Source organism: Duganella sp. 1224 (assembly GCF_013408245.1).
In the GTDB taxonomy this organism is placed as follows: domain Bacteria; phylum Pseudomonadota; class Gammaproteobacteria; order Burkholderiales; family Burkholderiaceae_D; genus Rugamonas.
In genome coordinates, this window is record NZ_JACBYS010000003.1 from 359,669 (window position 1) to 377,630 (window position 17,962).

The 17,962-nt window shown below is 57.2% G+C and carries 15 protein-coding genes and 2 tRNA genes; 13 read left to right on the plus strand and 4 right to left on the minus strand.

Translation table 11 applies throughout. The annotated features are described in order from the left end of the window. Positions 1–20 precede the first annotated feature (20 nt). From udk (FHW58_RS18205) to FHW58_RS18235, 7 genes are all read left to right on the plus strand, one after another. The gene (udk, locus tag FHW58_RS18205) at positions 21–662 is read left to right on the plus strand and encodes a uridine kinase (protein WP_179674562.1); all 642 of its coding nucleotides are present in this window, start codon (positions 21–23) and stop codon (positions 660–662) included. Between the two features lie 50 nt (positions 663–712). Next, a complete protein-coding gene (gene udk / locus FHW58_RS18210) occupies positions 713–1,354 on the plus strand; it encodes a uridine kinase (RefSeq protein WP_179674563.1) in 642 nt (213 codons plus the stop codon). Between the two features lie 673 nt (positions 1,355–2,027). Next, positions 2,028–2,894: a toll-Interleukin receptor gene (locus tag FHW58_RS18215; RefSeq protein ID WP_179674564.1), complete on the plus strand. Its 867-nt coding sequence runs from the start codon at positions 2,028–2,030 to the stop codon at positions 2,892–2,894. A gap of 333 nt (positions 2,895–3,227) precedes the next feature. Continuing rightward, positions 3,228–3,704, plus strand: coding sequence for a TIR domain-containing protein (locus FHW58_RS18220; RefSeq protein WP_179674565.1), 477 nt, complete (start codon positions 3,228–3,230; stop codon positions 3,702–3,704). A gap of 84 nt (positions 3,705–3,788) precedes the next feature. Then, positions 3,789–4,403 (plus strand): toll-Interleukin receptor, encoded by a 615-nt coding sequence (locus tag FHW58_RS18225; RefSeq protein ID WP_179674566.1) that lies wholly within the window; start codon positions 3,789–3,791, stop codon positions 4,401–4,403. Positions 4,404–4,412: 9 nt separating this feature from the next. After that, entirely contained in the window at positions 4,413–5,885 is a 1,473-nt protein-coding gene (locus FHW58_RS18230) for an SIR2 family protein (protein WP_179674567.1), read from the plus strand. Between the two features lie 40 nt (positions 5,886–5,925). Beyond that, on the plus strand, positions 5,926–6,705 hold the full coding sequence (locus FHW58_RS18235; RefSeq protein ID WP_179674568.1) for a hypothetical protein: 780 nt from the start codon (positions 5,926–5,928) through the stop codon (positions 6,703–6,705). Between the two features lie 217 nt (positions 6,706–6,922). Here the strand turns inward: FHW58_RS18235 and FHW58_RS18240 are convergent, their stop codons facing one another. Next, positions 6,923–7,789: a phage integrase N-terminal domain-containing protein gene (locus FHW58_RS18240; RefSeq protein WP_179674569.1), complete on the minus strand. Its 867-nt coding sequence runs from the start codon at positions 7,787–7,789 to the stop codon at positions 6,923–6,925. A gap of 878 nt (positions 7,790–8,667) precedes the next feature. Here FHW58_RS18240 and FHW58_RS18245 point away from each other — a divergent pair. Continuing rightward, complete coding sequence (locus FHW58_RS18245) at positions 8,668–8,895, plus strand: AlpA family transcriptional regulator (protein WP_229265393.1); 228 nt, start codon at positions 8,668–8,670, stop codon at positions 8,893–8,895. 2 nt (positions 8,896–8,897) lie between these two features. On the opposite strand, the gene FHW58_RS18250 is transcribed toward FHW58_RS18245, so the two are convergent. The 3 genes from FHW58_RS18250 to acs form a co-directional block, all read right to left on the minus strand. Continuing rightward, positions 8,898–10,139, minus strand: a complete 1,242-nt coding sequence (locus FHW58_RS18250; protein WP_179674570.1) for an integrase arm-type DNA-binding domain-containing protein — start codon at positions 10,137–10,139, stop codon at positions 8,898–8,900. 223 nt (positions 10,140–10,362) lie between these two features. Continuing rightward, a tRNA-Ser gene (locus FHW58_RS18255) sits at positions 10,363–10,453 on the minus strand. Between the two features lie 158 nt (positions 10,454–10,611). Further along, positions 10,612–12,597 (minus strand): acetate--CoA ligase, encoded by a 1,986-nt coding sequence (gene acs / locus FHW58_RS18260; RefSeq protein WP_179674571.1) that lies wholly within the window; start codon positions 12,595–12,597, stop codon positions 10,612–10,614. Between the two features lie 209 nt (positions 12,598–12,806). Here acs and FHW58_RS18265 point away from each other — a divergent pair, with 209 nt between their 5' ends. The 5 genes from FHW58_RS18265 to FHW58_RS18285 all read left to right on the plus strand — a co-directional run bounded on the left by FHW58_RS18265 (position 12,807) and on the right by FHW58_RS18285 (position 17,863). Then, the gene (locus FHW58_RS18265; protein WP_179674572.1) at positions 12,807–13,433 is read left to right on the plus strand and encodes a YqhA family protein; all 627 of its coding nucleotides are present in this window, start codon (positions 12,807–12,809) and stop codon (positions 13,431–13,433) included. 24 nt (positions 13,434–13,457) lie between these two features. Further along, entirely contained in the window at positions 13,458–14,987 is a 1,530-nt protein-coding gene (locus FHW58_RS18270) for a fumarate hydratase (RefSeq protein ID WP_179674573.1), read from the plus strand. Continuing rightward, positions 14,987–15,814: a glutamate racemase gene (murI, locus tag FHW58_RS18275; RefSeq protein WP_179674574.1), complete on the plus strand. Its 828-nt coding sequence runs from the start codon at positions 14,987–14,989 to the stop codon at positions 15,812–15,814. The genes FHW58_RS18270 and murI overlap by 1 nt, the downstream gene beginning before the upstream one ends. A gap of 108 nt (positions 15,815–15,922) precedes the next feature. Continuing rightward, positions 15,923–15,998: transfer RNA gene (locus tag FHW58_RS18280), tRNA-His, on the plus strand. A gap of 113 nt (positions 15,999–16,111) precedes the next feature. Further along, on the plus strand, positions 16,112–17,863 hold the full coding sequence (locus tag FHW58_RS18285; RefSeq protein WP_179674575.1) for a site-specific integrase: 1,752 nt from the start codon (positions 16,112–16,114) through the stop codon (positions 17,861–17,863). Positions 17,864–17,962: the final 99 nt, after the last annotated feature.

Below are 17,962 nucleotides of genomic sequence, written 5' to 3' on the forward strand. Positions count from 1 at the left end.
ACTCTCCGGTATCATTCGGCATGCAAAAGATTTCCTACCAACCTTTCATTATTGGCGTGGCCGGCGGTAGCGGCAGCGGCAAGTCCACGGTTTCCCAGCGCGTGTTGTCCTCATTCGGCACCGAGATGGTGTCGGTCGTGATGCAGGATGACTACTACTGCGACCAGACCCACCTCACACCGGAAGTCCGCCGCCAGCAGAACTACGATCACCCGCAGGCATTCGACTGGCCGCTGCTGGTGCAGCACGTGCAGGCCTTGCGCAGTGGCGACACCATCGCCATGCCGGAATACGATTTCACCATCGACAACCGCTCCAACCGCACCATCCCCGTCAAGCCGGCGCCGGTGATCGTCATCGAAGGCTTGTTCGCCCTGTACGACGCTGATTTGCGCGACATGATGTCGCTGAAGATTTTCGTCGACACCGCCTCCGACATCCGCTTCATCCGCCGCATGCAGCGCGACATCACCGAGCGCGGCCGCACGGTCGAGAGCGTGGTCGGCCAGTACCTGGACACGGTGCGCCCGATGCACAAGCAATTCATCGAACCGACCAAGCGCCACGCCGACATCATCATCCCGCACGGCGCCAACGGCCCGGCTGTTGACATGATTACCACCAAGGTCGCCAGCATCATCGGCCAGTCGCAACAACCCTGACGTTGCCACCGGATGCTGTCGGTTTAGCCGCAGTTCCGGTATCATGCGGCATGAATTCGATTTCCTTCCAACCGTTTATTATTGGCGTCGCAGGCGGTAGCGGCAGTGGCAAGTCCACTGTGTCCCAAAAAGTACTGGCCGCGTTCGGCGCCGACATGGTCTCGGTCGTGATGCAGGACGACTACTACCTCGACCAGACCCACCTTCCCCCGGAAGTCCGCAACCAGACCAATTACGACCATCCGCAGGCGTTTGAATGGTCGCTGCTGGTGCAGCACGTCCAGGCGCTGCGCGATGGCCAGGCGATCGAAATGCCCGAGTACGACTTCAAGGTGCACAACCGCTCCAGCCACACCATTCCGGTCAAACCAGCCCCGGTGATCGTCATCGAAGGGCTGTTTGCGCTGTACGATCCGGCCTTGTGCGACCTGATGTCGCTGAAGATTTACGTCGACACCGCCTCCGACATCCGCTTCATCCGCCGCATGCAGCGCGACATCACCGAACGCGCGCGCTCGGTGGAAAGCGTCATCGGCCAGTACCTGGACACCGTGCGCCCGATGCACAAACAGTTCATCGAACCGACCAAGCGCAACGCCGACATCATCATTCCCCACGGCGCCAATGGCCCGGCGGTGGACATGATCACCACCAAGGTAGCAAGCGTCATCGGCCAACTGAAAAAGCCCTGACTGACGCGTCGCCTAGCCCTGCACCAACACCAAAAGCCAAGACACAACACCGTTAAGTTCGCGCTCAACCTGTCATTCCGGCGCAAGCCGGAATCCATAGAACGCATGCATCAGACGTTCCAACGGTTCCACCGTCGCCAGAGGTTGTTTTCGCCAAGGGCGGAGCGACGAGCCCAACTCAGCGTAATCACCCAAGAGCTACAGCATCCGCTGCCAGATGCGATAAACCTCATCATCATTGCGCTTGCCAATCACGAGAATTTCGACTTCCGTTGCAGAAGCCGTATGCATACCGGGGTCAGTGCCGACATTCGGACATTTGATCGGATGAATGACGCTTGCAGGAATTGAGAGGGGGATTCCTATCACTCAAAGTAAGCCTTTACGGACTTGCTGCTCACACTTCTAGGCTCACAATATGCCCCGAAAAATGCCCCGTCCAATAAGGATACCAGGCTGAAAAATAAGCACAGGCCGCTTTCTTCTGCAGGTTCTACCGTGCACTTTACCAATATCTTAGGCTCATCAAGCAGCTCTTCCGCATACCGCAGACTTTGTGCGTCTGTGATGATTTTGTGTAGTGGCATAGAGCTCCGAAGAACGCACAGACCGAAAATACTTTTCCTATACGACATGTTGTAGACTTGTCGACAAATAAATTTAGGGACCTTAAATGAAAGTTTTTCTGAGCTGGTCGGGTGACCGAAGCCGAGAGGTAGCAAAACTGCTGGACTATTGGGTGAAGTGCGTTGTCCAGGCATCGCGTCCTTGGATTTCAACAAGCGGAATTGACAGCGGATCAATATGGTTTAACCAAATAAGCAGCGAGCTGCAGGACACTACCTTTGGCATCATCTGCTTAACTAAAGAGAACAAAGAGGCACCCTGGATCCTGTTTGAGGCCGGCGCCTTGGCCAAAGGTCTTGCTAGCAGCCGCGTTTGTACCTTCTTGATCGATGTTCAGACTAAAGACATTCGTGATCCGCTGGCTCAGTTTAACCATACGCTTCCAAATCCCGAAAGTATGTGGAAATTGATCTCAACGTTAAATGGAAGCCTTCCTGAACCGAACCGTCTAGACGTAGCGATCCTTAAAGGAGTGTTTGAAACTTACTGGCCTCAGTTTGAAGCTAAATTTGCAGCTATTTTGAAGACATATCCAGAGACAACAGTAGTCGAGCCACGCAAGCAAGAAGATATCCTTACCGAAATCCTAGAGAGTACGCGCGGCCTTGAGCGCCGGATGCGGGAAATTGAAAACACTCGATCAGACAACAATTCTTTTAGGCACGTTTTTCCGCGTGCCGTCAATGGGGATTCAGTCGTTGTGGGTGATATGTGGACACAAGCGCGAGAACCCGACCTAAATGAAGTGGTATCTCTAGTCCGATCAATGCAGGCAAAAGGCACACCTCGCGGTGCAATCGTTGAACTTCTCGTGGCTCAATTGGGCGTGTCTATCAAGAAAGCGGAAGATTTGATTACTCTAGCGCTCCGAAAAAAGCAGCGTCCTTCTGATGATGGGCAACCTGCCAACTGAGCTGAATTTTAGGAGAAACGCAGTGATGAGAATACTCAGTAGTACGGTAGCCACCTCGAGGTAGTTAGGGGAGCCCAGAATTCTTGGGGGACTGAATTTGCTTCTTGCGACCAAGAAGAAGGTGATTTCCGGCCTCGCCTGTGAGCAAGTCGATACTGCTTTATATGCAACATCGCTTGAAATTTATTGTAGATATCCGCTTGTAATCGCTGGAATACCGCCAACTACTTCTGGTAGCATTCATGCCAGTCGGAAACAATTTGTTAGTAAATTGCATCACCGGCTTCGATCAGGCTAGATGCTTGCGCTTGCCCCAAAAAAAAGGAGAATCTCATGGCTCGACAGGTATTTTTCAGTTTTCACTATAGGCGCGATGTAAAGCGCGTAATGCAGGTACGGAACTCTTGGCTCATTAGGCCCGAGGGTCAGGCCACTCCGTTCTTCGACAAAGCGGATTTTGAGGAGGCCAAACGTCGTGCCGGCGGTATCGAACGCTGGATTGAGGAGCAACTGAAGGGTACTTCCGTGACTGTGGTGCTGTTCGGAGCGGAGACGTATACGCGGCCTTGGGTTCTCCATGAAATTAAGCGTAGTTACGAGCTGGGTAAAGGCATCGTGGCGATCGATATCCACTCCATCAATGCACCAGGGCAGGGAACCGATATTCAGGGAAGGAATCCTCTTGATTATGTGACTGCCAACGGCCGTGCGCTGTCTAACCTGTACCGTACCTATGACTGGGTGCGCGATGATGGCTATAAGAACATGCACCTTTGGATTGAAGCAGCGGCTAATGCTGCAGGCCGCTAACTCGCGCACAGCGAGCGCAAAGCCAGTGCGGTCTACAAGCGGTACTGTCGCGAGCAGCGAGCAGGCGCTCCCATCGACGAACCTATGAACTTTCTTAACGAAAAAAACATTCGGGACAGAGCTGCCCAGTACGCGAAGCAGCGCCAGCTGACCGCCGACAAGGTGCTTTCTGCACTCACAAAGGGGCGACACAGTAGGTACGACATTTTCTTATCCCAGACTATCCGCGACGCGGAGCTAGTTCTTGGCGTTTATTTGTATTTGACTGATCGTGGCTATACGGTCTTTTGCGACTGGATCGCGGCGCCTGAAGTAGATCGTTCGGAGGTGTCACCAGCCAATGCTGCATTTGTTCGCAAGATGATGGGCATCAGCGAATGCTTAATGTTTCTGGACACGCAGCAGGCGGATCAGTCGCTGTGGATGTGTTGGGAACTGGGCTGGTTTGATGGAAACAAGGGAAAGGTCTGCATTGTCCCTGTGCTTCAGGAGCATGAAAAATACAGGGCTCGCGAATTCCTAGGGCTGTACCCATACATCGAAATCGATGCGCTGGGAAGGCTGCAGCTGAAGCGGCCAGTTGTGACTAGCCCTGCCGGCTTAACCATATTGGAAGCACCGGCTTCTCGAAGCTTCGATACCTGGCTGGCCGGTGACGAGGCTTACCTTCCCCATGCGTGGGGAACTTGGCGTGATTAAGGCACTGAATTGAATAAAAAGTTGAAAGCACAAATGCAAAACAATTTAGATAATTACGCCAAGGTTCTGGCGAAGCTGGTCAGGAACCGCGAGCTTGCAGTGTTCGCCGGGGCGGGGCTGTCTGCCGGGGTTGGATTTGTCGACTGGGCATCGCTCCTCAAACCTTTCGCAACTGAATTGGGACTCGACTCTGCAAAGGAGCGCGACAATCTCGTAAAGCTCGCGCAGTTCTCTGTAAATGCGAAGGGTGGCAACCGCCACCACCTGAATCAGGCGCTTATCGAAGCCTTCCCGGTGCTCGCCAAACCTGGCCAAAATCACGAGATTCTCGCCAAGATGCCGATCTCCACCTATTGGACGACGAACTACGACACGTTGATTGAAACGGCTCTTCGCAAAGAGCGGAAGGCAGTAGACATCAAGTGGAACGACAGCCATTTGCCTGCCTCGAATGCCAGGCGCGATGCTGTCGTGTACAAAATGCACGGCGATATTGGCACACCTAACGAAGCTGTGCTGACGCGTGATGACTATGAAAGCTATGCACACAAGCATCCCGGTTTGATTAACGCATTGCTGGGCGACCTTACTGTTAAGACTTTTTTGTTCGTAGGCTTTAGTTTCACAGATCCCAATCTTGATCACGTTCTGAGTGAGGTGCGACAGCGATATCAAAAGTCGACGCGCGAGCACTATTGCATTCTCCGACGAGTTAGTAGGAAGGATTTCAACACAACAGCTGAGCATACCTACGCAACGGCCAAGCAGGACCTGTTCGTCAAAGATCTTCAGCGCTTCAATATCACGGCAATCATGGTGACCGAATATGCGGAGATCACAGAGTTCCTCGGTGCAGTAGACCGATACTCGCGTAGAGATTCGGTGTTCGTCTCCGGCAGCGTCGCGGACTATTCGCCCTGGGGACAAGATATGGTTGAGGACTTCCTGCGGGCGGTTGGCGAGCTTCTGGTGAAGAAGAAAAAGCGGATTGTTTCTGGGCTGGGAGTCGGCGTCGGTAACTCCATCGTCGCTGGTGCAGTCGAGCAAGCTTACACACAAGATCACGTTAACTTGCACTCGCTTTTGGAGGTCAGACCCTTTCCGCAGAGGAGCTCAGTAGCAAGCGACCGAGACGAGATATGGGCTGTTTACAGGTTCGAACTGGTGCGTGCTGCAGGTATTGCGCTGTTCTTGTTCGGAAATAAGGCTGCCCCTGCAGGCGGCTCGGCAGTAAGTGCGACTGGAATGCGTGCAGAGTTTGACCTGGCATACCAAAACGGACTCTTCATGGTGCCTATAGGCGGAAGCGGCTCTATGGCGGAAGACCTGGCCCGGGAAGTTCTGGGTAATTTTGAGAAGTACTACCCAAGCAAAGATAAGGAAGTCAGGAAAATCTTGGAGCGCTTGAATGCGAAGAAGGCCGAACTCAAGGACTATCTGCCCGACATTGGAGCGATGATTGATCGGCTGATGGATCTGTAAGGAAAAGGCAAGTAACCTAGTAGATTGAGTGGAGAGCAGATTGTTTAAAGGTTTTAACTTAAAGATTGACGAGGATTATTTTGCGCGTTGGGAGGCTAAAGGACGGGCCCTTCATAAACAAAGGAAGGATGTAGTCAAAGCGGAGCTAGATAAATACTACCGTAGCGATGGACAAATTTCCGCTTCTAAGGTTGTCAACTCCTGGTTCCCAGCCATTGAGGCGGATGTGTTCATTTCACACTCGCATGCCGACAGTAGCCTTGCTTTGGGAATGGCTGGGTGGTTGAAAGAAACATTTGGATTAGATGCCTTTATCGATTCGACAGTGTGGGGATACTCAGAAGAGCTGCTTCGGCAGTTTGATAACGCACATTGTTACAACGAAAAAAGTGAAACTTACTCGTACAAAAAGCGAAATAAGACGAATAGCCACGTCAACATAATGCTCTCGACTGCATTGCACAACATGATTGACGCATGCGAGTGCGTAATTTTCTTGAACACCCCCAACTCGGTGTCCTGCAAAGGTTATATCGAAGATGACGCGACGAATTCGCCGTGGATATTCTCTGAGATATCGATGACCCGCCTGATTGAGCGTAAAGAAAAACGGCCGCTACCGCAATTTATGCGAAAGGCCTATGGCGCTTTTGATTTCGTTACTGAGTCGCTCGACATCGCGTACGATTTACCACTGGCGCATCTCATTCCGCTCGACTCGTCGGATCTAGAACAATGGCAGTCAACGGTCAGCGCATCTTCACAGGAAGGTCCAGAAACTTTGGACGACTTATATCTGATGTTTTCAGATTTTGATTGAAAGTCGGTGAGGATGCGCGTATCGCTGCGGTGGGCGGACTTATCCTCATCTTTAGTGGCGAAATTGAGCCTACATTCACGCATGTTAAATAATAATTTCGAGGGTCCGAGATGGATCGATGACAGAAGCCACTAGCTGCTCCTTCCATCGAATCACGTGTACCTGCGGGTAATATACTGACCGTCTGAGAGTAGCTCATATACTTGATGATGGCATGCTAGCGCCCTAGGTATACTGCGGTGATTTGCTCACGGCCATGTCCCATCTCTTCCGACAGTAAAAGACGAGCCGATAGATCGCGTTCCTTCTTCTCGACATTCAAATGTGACGAGCGAGGGCCGCCGCAACTTGAGCAGGGCCAGCCCGTAAGCTGCCTGTAGCGCTCCTGGGCATAGCGATGGCGCAATCCATGAACGCCGTGTATTCCCGCTTTATCGCATTGCGTACGAAAGCGCTGCAACTGATCGCGGTACCGCATGCTGGCCGGAATGAGACTCCCGTTAGCCGCCAACCGCTTGGCTTCATTGAGCACCTGGCGCTGTTCCGGGGTGCGGATGGCGATCTCACGATATTTCCCGCCCTTGGTCCACGTGTCCTTGAGCTTTAGCCGGTCACCGCCATCGGCCCACGAAGGAACGATCTTGATGCTTTCCTCGCGGCGTAGACCAAAGGCCGCCTGCAGGCGCAGCGACATAGCCGTGAAAGCATCTGTGATCTTCGCCAGGTGCACATCATCGAGCGTCTTGGCCTTGGAGATGTTCGTGACGAAAGTGCGCTTGTCGATACAGTAGGCGGCGTTGTTGCGCGCGATGATGTTGTCCTTGCCGATCTTCTGCGCCCACCAGCGCATAGCGCTCATGCGGTTCTTCATCGTGCCGGCGCTGACTGCATCGGCCTTCCACTGCCCTATCAGCGCCTCCACATGCTTGGGGCGCAGGCTGTCCGCATTCATGTGGCGGTATCCGAGATCGTGCAGCTGGTTGGCGATGTGCGACAGGATGCGGGCACGGTCGGATTGCGTGGCGTAACTGCCGTCGCGGTTGCGGTCGCAGAGCTGCTTGAGTTGATAGTTCAAATCGCGCATGCTGTCCTCCGTTAGCGCTTTGGTGTAATCGAGTCAGGTAAGTGTTTCTGGCCACCGTTCTTGCCGCAGCAAGGACGGAATCGAAAGGCCTCGGGACACCACTCCCGTGTATGCGGTTGTTCACTGCTTGCCCGCGCCGCATGCGCGTGTGGCGCCGCGATCCGCTCCTCTGGGAAGCGCGATCGCGGTGGGACCAGTTACCCAGGGTCCATGGGGTGTGCTTCGCACACGTTGTCGGCCCACGAGGGGCAAGGTTGGCAAGCAGCGTTCTGCTGCGCTGATAGCGGTAGGTCCGCTGTCACTGGCAGGCGTCACTGAGAAATCAGCGGCGGAGCCCATATAGCGCTTGGCTGCTGGCGCGTCGTCACTGGCAGCAGGCCGCCAGTAACGACGCGCGGCTTACGCTGCGGACTTCGGCAGAGTAAGAATATGCACGCGCTGTTGGACGGCGCGTGCGGCTCGCAATGTGCGTGATGACGCGAGCGATATTGGATTCCCGCCTGCGCGGGAATGACGTGCATACACCGGAGGGACATGCGCACGTGGCTGGCCTTTTACGTAGCCAAGTTGATGATTCTGGCTCGCTCGGGGCGATGCCGTTTGACGGTGAAGCTATGCACGAATGCGGTGCTATCTGAGGGCGCGTGACGAGCGCTACGCCTGACGCGATGCCAGGTCTTGCGAAGGGCGATCCTTCGCGGTGGAATATCTATTGTCCTCCCTTCTGGTCTTGGCGCAAATGGTATAAATCGTTTCTTGCATTTTATTTGTTGAAGAAGCTAACGCGAAATGGCACTGAATCATTCGCTCAATTCCCGCTGGTCCAAACTTGGCCGCTGGAGGACAGTATGGGTACCGTTTGAACTTTGGAGGAAAAGATGAACCTGTCCATGCCGCCCGGCGATAAGCGCTTTATTCGCCTTCCTGAAGTGATGCAGATCTGTGGCATCTCGCGCAGCACTGTCTACGCTTACACCAAGCGCGGAGAATTTCCAGCGCCCGTTAAGATAACCCGCCGTGCGTCCGCGTGGCTCCGTGATGAAGTGTTGGCATGGGTTGATGCGCGCATCTATGAAAGTCGGGGCTCCTCCGAAAATGCATCGTAACTTTATTTTCTAGGTGCGGTCTTAGCCACCGTGTCCAGATAGTCGGCCCAGTCCTGCATCATCTTGCCGCGCTCAGACAGGAACTGTGCGCGGTCGTATGCACTAGCGACCTTGTCCTTCGGTGCGTGCGCCAGCTGGCGGTCCACCACTTCGTGCCGATACCCCAACCGCTCCTTGATTGTACTCATCGCCAAGGCGCGGAAGCCGTGTCCCGTCATTCGCCCCTTGTAGCCCATGCGTTCAAGCGCCACTAGGATCGTGTTGTTGCTAATCGGTCTGCGGTGATCGCGCTGGTTGGGAAACAGATATTTTCCGCCGCCCGTAATGGCATGCAGATCGCGCAGTAGTTCGCATGCCTGGCGCGATAAACAGACGTGATGGTTGGTGGTGTCTGGATTGACGGTCAACTTGCCGCGCTTCATCCGCTGCCAGGGAATGATCCACTCGCCCTTCTCCAGGTCGATCTCGCTCCAAGGCGTCTCGATCAGTTCACTGGTTCGCACGAAAACCAGCAACATCAGACGTAAGGCAATGCGTGTAGGCTGGAACATGCGGGCTTCATTGCGCTCTAGCACTCCAAGAAAGGCTGGTAGTTCATCGGCATCAATCGCCGCGAAGTGCGACGCACGACGCGTCTTGAGTACGTCTTTCATGTCGGAGACGAGGTTGCGTTCCGCCAGGCCGCACTGGATAGCATAGCTGAAGATATGTGCGCAGACCGCCTTCATCCGGTGGGCAATTTCTGCGGCCCCCCGCTCTTCAATCTTTCGCAGCGTCACAATAATGTCGAGGTGTTTGAGCTCGCCGATTGGTCGGTTTCCGATCTTTGGAAAGATATCCGCCTCAAGTCGCTGGATCATGTTCTTGGCGGTACGCTCACTCCATGTCGGCACCCTGTTGAAGTACCATTCCCGCGCAACTTTCTCAAATGTGTTGGCAGCGTCTTCGGCTGCGCGGCGTTTGGCGTCGTCGCGACGCTTGGCCGGGTCAACCCCGCTGAGTATATGTCTACGCGCCTCCAGGCGCTTTTCCCGGGCGTGCTGCAGCGTTATTTCGGGATAGGGGCCAAACGTCAGCCGGTTTTCCCTTCCGTTACTCTGACGAAACTTCAGGCGCCATATCCGTGAGCCATTCGGGGCAACTTCGAGGTACAGTCCGCCTCCGTCAAACAGCTTGTATGGGTTTTCCCGGGGTTTCGCATTCTTGACTTGTATCGCAGTCAACGCGTCGCTCTTCTTAGCCATGACAGTCTCCTGGCTCGGCGGGATGCCGAAAGCAAGTTAGACCACAATTGGGGGCAAGCGTTCCGAGAGCGGGGGGCATTGGGGGCAGAATCTTGCCCCCTAAAGTGTTGGATGCAGCTGAACAGCAAAAGACGTCAGAAAACAAAAAAGCCGCTGTAGCAGGGGCTAAAGCGGCTTTTTCTGGATGATTTCGGACTTGCTCGGATCATCCAATTCGAATCCTTGGCGGAGAGAGGGGGATTCGAACCCCCGATAGGCTATTAACCTATACACGCTTTCCAGGCGTGCGACTTCAACCGCTCATCCACCTCTCCTGCATGTCCCAAACTTCGGGAAGCGCCGAATTATAGCAAACATTCTTGGGAGTACCAACAATATTTGTCGGGCTGCCATGACACTCTGCTCAGCATGGATTCCTGCTTTCGCAGGAATGACGTGCTGTGGCATGACATGCGGTGGTCCGCCGCGCGATTTAGGACGTCTCTTTGAGCTGCTCCAGAATCGCCGGATTCTCCAGGGTCGACACGTCCTGAGTGATCGTCTCGCCCTTGGCCAGCACGCGCAGCAGGCGGCGCATGATTTTGCCCGAGCGGGTCTTCGGCAGGTTGTCGCCGAAGCGGATCTCTTTCGGCTTGGCGATCGGCCCAATCTCCTTGGCCACCCAGTTGCGCAGCTCCAGCGCAATCTTCTTGGCCTCGTCGCCGGTCGGACGCGCCTGCTTCAGCACGACGAACGCGCAGATCGACTCGCCAGTGGTGTCGTCCGGCTTGCCGACCACGGCCGCCTCGGCCACCAGCGGATTGGCCACCAGCGCCGATTCAATCTCCATCGTGCCCATGCGGTGGCCCGAGACGTTCAGCACGTCGTCGATGCGGCCGGTGATGGTGAAGTAGCCGGTGTCCTTGTTGCGGATGGCGCCGTCGCCGGCCAGGTACATCTTGCCGCCCAGTTCTTCCGGGAAGTACGAGGTCTTGAAGCGGTCCGGGTTGTTCCAGATGGTGCGGATCATCGATGGCCATGGTCGCTTGACCACCAGGATGCCGCCCTGCCCGTTCGGCACGTCCACGCCCGCCTCGTCGACAATCGCGGCCATGATGCCCGGCAGCGGCAGCGTGCACGAGCCCGGCACCATCGGGGTCGCGCCCGGCAGCGGGGTGATCATGTGGCCGCCGGTTTCGGTCTGCCAGAAGGTGTCGACGATCGGGCAGCGCTCGCCGCCCACCTGGGTGTAGTACCACATCCACGCTTCCGGATTGATCGGCTCGCCCACCGTGCCCAGCAGGCGCAGCGACGACAGATCAAAATTCTTCGGATGCACTTTCGGGTCCACGTCGGAGGCCTTGATCAGCGAGCGGATCGCGGTTGGCGCGGTGTAGAAGATGTTGACCTTGTGCTTGGCCACGGTTTCCCAGAAGCGGCCGGCGTTCGGGTAGGTCGGCACGCCTTCGAACACCACCTGGGTGGCGCCGACCGCGGTCGGGCCGTAGGCGATGTAGCTATGACCGGTCACCCAGCCGATGTCGGCCGTGCACCAGTAGACGTCGGACGGCTTGATGTCGAACGACCATTTCATCGTCAGCGCGGCCCACAGCAGGTAGCCGCCGCTGGAGTGCTGCACGCCTTTCGGTGTGCCGGTCGAGCCGGAGGTGTAGAGGATGAACAGCGGATGCTCGGCCTCCACCCACTCCGGTTCGCATTCGGCCGACTGGCCATCGACCAGTTCGTGCAGCCACAGGTCGCGGCCTTCCTTGAAGCTGATGGCGCCGCCGGTGCGCTTGTAGACGATGACATCCTTGACGCTGTCGCAGCCGCCCAGGCCGAGCGCCTCGTCAACGATGGCTTTCAGCGGCAGGTGTTTGCCGCCACGCAGTTGTTCGTCGGCGGTGATGACGGCCACGGCGCCGGCGTCGATGATGCGCTCCTGCAGCGACTTGGCGGAGAAGCCGCCAAACACCACCGAGTGGGTGGCGCCGATGCGCGCGCAGGCCTGCATCGCGGCCACGCCTTCCACCGACATCGACATGTAGATGATGACGCGGTCGCCTTTCTTGATGCCGCGCGCCTTCAGGCCGTTGGCGAACTTGCAGACTTTTTCGTGCAGTTGCTTGTAGCTGACGTGGGTGGCGGTGCCGTCGTCGGCCTCGAAGATGATGGCGGTCTTGTCGGCGTTGCCGTTGCTCAGATTGCGGTCGAGGCAGTTGTACGAGACGTTCAGCTTGCCGTCCTCAAACCATTTGTAGAACGGCGCGTTGTCTTCGTTGAGGGTCTTGGTGAAGGGCTGCTGCCAGTCCAGGTGTTCTTTGGCCAGGCGCGACCAGAAGCCTTCGTAGTCGGCGGCCGCTTCGGCGCACAGGGCGTTGTAGGCGTCCATGCCGGATACGGCGGCCTGGGCGGTGAACGCCGCCGGTGGCGCGAAGATGCGGGATTCTTGTGGACCTTGTGTGGTAGTGCTGCTCATACATGTCTCCAGTGTAGTAGTCGTTTGCGATCAACATAAACGGGATCGCTTACTGCGCCCTTACAGGCCAGCCACTCCCCGGCGGAGGATGGCATGCCGGACAATTTTACCAATAATTCAACGCGCCGATCCGATGCGGCCGCCCGGCGGCGCGTGTAAAATGTCGCCTTGTCCAGATAGTCTGCCTCATTTCCAGGAGTTTTGCCGTAATGACCGACCCGAAGCACAAACTGCGTCCCCTGCCCGCGTTTATTTTCATGACCCGCTGGCTGCAATTGCCGCTGTACCTGGGCCTGATCCTGGCGCAGTGCGTGTATGTGTTCCATTTCTGGGTGGAGCTCAAGGACCTGATCGGCGCCGCGCTGGGCAGCGACGCAGCGCTGCAGCACATCCTGCAAGCGGTGGCGGTGCACGCGCCGGTGGCCGCCGACGCGGCCGTGCAGGTGCCGGTGCCGCCGACCAAGCTGACCGAAACCACCATCATGCTGGTGGTGCTGGGCCTGATCGACGTGGTGATGATTTCCAACCTGCTGGTGATGGTGATCATCGGCGGCTACGAGACCTTCATCTCGCGCATGAATCTCGACGCGCACCCGGACCAGCCGGAGTGGCTGTCGCACGTCAACGCCTCGGTGCTGAAGACCAAGCTGGCCATGGCCATCATCGGCATCTCGTCCATCCACCTGCTGAAGACCTTTATCAACGCCAGCGTCTACGACATTAAAACGCTGGTGGCGCAAACCGTGATCCACATCGTGTTCCTGCTGTCGGCCATGGCCATCGCCTACACCGACCGCATCACCACCATGACGCACAACGATTCCAAGCACCACTAAGTCCTTACCTCACGCGAGAACATCATGACCATCATAAAGCAAGAAGACCTGATCGAATCCGTTGCGGCCGCGCTGCAGTTCATCAGCTACTACCATCCGGCTGATTACATCGAGCACCTGGCCCGCGCCTACGAGCACGAGCAGAGCCCGGCCGCCAAGGACGCCATCGCGCAGATCCTGACCAACTCGCGCATGTGCGCCGAGGGCAAGCGGCCGATCTGCCAGGACACCGGCATCGTCAACGTCTTCCTGAAGATTGGCATGGGGGTGCGCTTTGAAGGCTTTACCGGCACCGTGACCGACGCCGTCAACGAGGGCGTGCGCCGCGCCTACAACTATGACGACAACAAGCTGCGCGCGTCGATCGTGGCCGACCCGCACTTCGACCGCAAGAACACCAAGGACAACACGCCAGCCGTGGTGCACATGGAGCTGGTGGAAGGCAACACCGTCGACGTCAAGGTCGCGGCCAAGGGCGGCGGTTCGGAGAACAAGTCGAAGATGATCATGATGAATCCGTCCGATTCGCTGATCGACTGGGTGCTGAAGACCGTGCCGACCATGGGCGCCGGCTGGTGCCCGCCGGGCATGCTGGGCATCGGCATCGGCGGCACCGCCGAGAAAGCCATGCTGATGGCCAAGGAAGTGCTGATGGAAGACATCGACATGTTCGAGCTGAAGCAGCGCGGCCCGCAAAACAAGCTGGAAGAACTGCGTATCGAACTGTGCGACAAGATCAACGCGCTGGGCATCGGCGCGCAGGGCCTGGGCGGCCTGACCACGGTGCTGGACGTGAAGATCATGATGCACCCGACCCACGCCGCCTCCAAGCCGGTGGCCATGATCCCGAACTGCGCCGCCACCCGCCACGGCCACTTCGTGCTGGACGGTTCCGGCCCGGCCTACATGACGCCGCCACCGCTGTCGACCTGGCCTGATGTGTCGTGGGCGCCGGACACCGAGAAGTCCAAGCGCGTCAACCTGGACACGCTGACCAAGGAAGAAGTCGCCTCGTGGAAGCCAGGCCAGACCCTGCTGTTGAACGGCAAGATGCTGACCGGCCGCGACGCCGCCCACAAGCGCATCCAGGACATGCTGGCGCGCGGCGAGGAACTGCCGGTGGACTTCAAGAACCGCGTCATCTACTACGTCGGCCCGGTCGATCCGGTGCGCGACGAAGTGGTCGGCCCGGCCGGTCCGACGACCGCCACCCGCATGGACAAGTTCACCGACATGATGCTGGAGAAGACCGGCCTGATCGCGATGATCGGCAAGGCCGAGCGCGGCCCGGCCGCCATCGAGTCGATCAAGAAGCACCAGTCGGCCTACCTGATGGCGGTGGGCGGTTCGGCCTACCTGGTGTCGAAAGCCATCAAGCAGTCGAAAGTGCTGGGCTTTGCCGACATGGGCATGGAAGCGATCTACGAGTTTGAAGTGGTCGACATGCCGGTGACGGTGGCGGTGGATTCGCAAGGCACGTCGGTGCACAACACCGGCCCGGCGGAATGGAAAGCGCGCATCGAGCAGCTGAACATCCCGGTCGTGACCGCCTGATGCAGCCCGCCCGCTCGCCCGGCTCCCCCATCGGCGTCTTCGATTCCGGCGTGGGTGGGCTTTCGGTGCTGCGCCATATCCGCGCGCAGTTGCCGCATGAAGACCTGATGTACTTCGCCGACTCCGGCCACGCGCCGTATGGCGACAAGACCGAAGAGTACGTGGTCGCGCGCGCGCTGGCGGTGACGGACTTCCTGTTGTCGCGCGGCGCCAAGGCGCTGGTGGTGGCCTGCAACACGGCCACCGTGGCCGCCATCAAGGCGGTGCGCGCGAAATATCCCGCGTTGCCGGTGGTGGGCGTCGAGCCCGGCCTGAAGCCGGCGGCGGCGGCCACGCGCAACGGCAAGGTGGGTGTGCTGGCAACGGCGCGCACGCTGAAGGGCGACAAGTTCCTGCAACTGCGCGAGCAGATCAGCGCGGCCACGCAGGCCGAGTTTCTGCTGCAGCCGGCCGTGGGCCTGGTCGACGAGATTGAAAAAGGCGACCTGTCCGCGCCGGCCATCGCCGCCATGCTGGAGCATTACGTGGCGCCGCTGCTGGATCAGGGCGCCGATACGCTGGTGCTCGGCTGCACGCACTATCCCTTTGTCCGCGACGGCATCGAGCGCGTGCTGCGCGACCACGCGCGCGCCGACGTCACGCTGATCGATACCGGCGACGCCGTGGCGCGCCAGCTGGTGCGTCTGCTGGACGCGGCCAGCCTGCGCCATGGCACCGATGGCGATACCACTTTGCGCGGCTACACCACCGGCGAGGCGGCCGCGCTGGCGCAAGCCTTTGCCGATTTGCTGGGCCTGAACCCGGCGGTGGAAAAGGTTGATGTTTAGGCCATCCGCCGGTTTTGAAAAAAATGCTGCAATTAAATTTGCAGGAATCGAAACTGGCTTGTATAATTCTGGCTCGTTGTTCAGCACTAGCTGAATAACAAAACAGCGGTGGCTGTAGCTCAGTTGGTAGAGTCCAGGATTGTGATTCCTGTTGTCGTGGGTTCGAGCCCCATCAGCCACCCCAAAGAATTCATCTTTTGAAATAAGCGCTTGTTTTCTAAGGAAAATAAGCGCTTTTTTCATTATCAAGCGCCAAACTAGCTATACAACCTGTAACCCAACTAGGAGTAACAGGTAATGAAAGCTATCGCTGAAAACATCTACGAACGCGGCAAGCGCAAGACGAAGTACGTTCGCCGTCGCATCCCGGCCGCCCTGCGGCACGCATATCCCGCTAATCAGTCCCACATCACCCGGAGCCTCGGGACCTCCGATCTCCGAGAAGCCAAGGCACGGGCGCATGCTGAACTGGCGTTTATCGAGGCCGAGTTCGCACAAGCGCGTGAACGCATGGAATTGAGCCGCGCCTCTTTGGCGGCAAAACGCATCAGCAAGCTGAGCGACGACCAGCTTCAGAGTACCGCGCAATACTGGGCAAGGCAGGTACTGCTGTTTGATGACAGCCAGCGTGAGGATGGTCTGGACGACGACGAGTTCGATGAGCTGGGTGAGAAGCTCACATCCGAGCGCAAACATTTCGGCCGCATGCTCGCTCAAGGGAACACAGCCCCTGTCCTCCCGGCCCTGCGTGCTTTCCTTTACATGTGTGGGTTGGACTTTGATCCGGCGGAAGCCGAAGCAAAGCGAGCTTCATACACCTTCCTCAGGACGATTGTTGAGACGCTGGATCACCAGTTGGCGCGACAACGTGGGGAGCCCGTACACACTGACGCTGTCGCTCCCGACGTGCCCCACCCTCTTCAGGTTGTCGCCCCTGAGCGTGCCCCAACTCGCTCAGACGCTCCAGGCTGGGACGAGGTCTTCGCCATATGGCGGGAGTACGTCGATGATCGACCAAAATCGACCACCATCGCAGCACAAACACCTTGGCGCGATCTGCAGCGGTTTTTGACAGGTAAAGGAAAAACGTTATTGCCTAGTCAAGTTACTCCGAGGGACATGACAGAATTCGCAGACGCTATGCGTGCACGCGGCTTGGCCGTTGACACCATCAACGAACGTATCTCTAAGATTCGGGCGATCTACAAAATTGCCGTCGGCAAGCACAAGCTCGTATCGAACCCTGCGGAAAACACCCTCGGCTTCAAGGAAAACAGCGTCAGAAAACGGCGTAAAAAGCGACTGCCATTCGATGCCTCAGACCTGAACCAGCTCTTTGGTTCCGAAGTTTTCACGTTGCATACGCGCTCTCGCGGACAGTCTGGCGAAGCGAGCTACTGGATTCCGCTCCTGATGTTTTACACCGGCGCCCGACCGGAGGAAGTCGCCGGCCTAGCGTTGAGCGACATTCGGTATGACGACGCCCACGGCTGGTACTTCGTAATTATCGATAGGCCGTCTGACGAGGACCACGACCTGTTCGATGACCCGATACCCGAGAGCCACCGTCGGACACTCAAAAATGCCCAGTCTGAACGACATATTCCCGCTGCCGCCGAGTTGATCGAACTTGGTTTGCTTCGTTACGTTGAGTACCTTCGCACCGAGGGGGAAACGATGCTGTTCCCGGGCCTGAAGAAGGACTGGCACGGAAAGTTGTCCGGGTCTTTTTCGAAGTTCTTCGGTCGCTACATCCGAGCGCTCGGACTCAAGGAGTCTCGGAAGGTACTGTACTCTTTCCGGCACACGATGAAAGACTTGCTCGAGGCTGCCGAAATACCGAGCAAGTATCTTCGCCGCCTCATGGGGCACACGACCGGTGACGGTGCCATAACAGATGGATACGGGTCTGACTTACCGCTCAACCTGATTGTTGGCCATTTCAACAACATCAAGTTCCCAACCATTCCCGCTTTACCTTGGCAACCTGGTGGAAGCTCGGTCATGTTGAAGAAATTAACCGAAGCCCACAGGCCTCGCGGAACCTAATTCAACATCTTTAACAACCAGGGGGGGGCGCTGCGCGTCCACCTCCCCCGGCGTAGACGAAGCGAAGCTACGACGGCAACTCGACTGGAGTCCTCACTT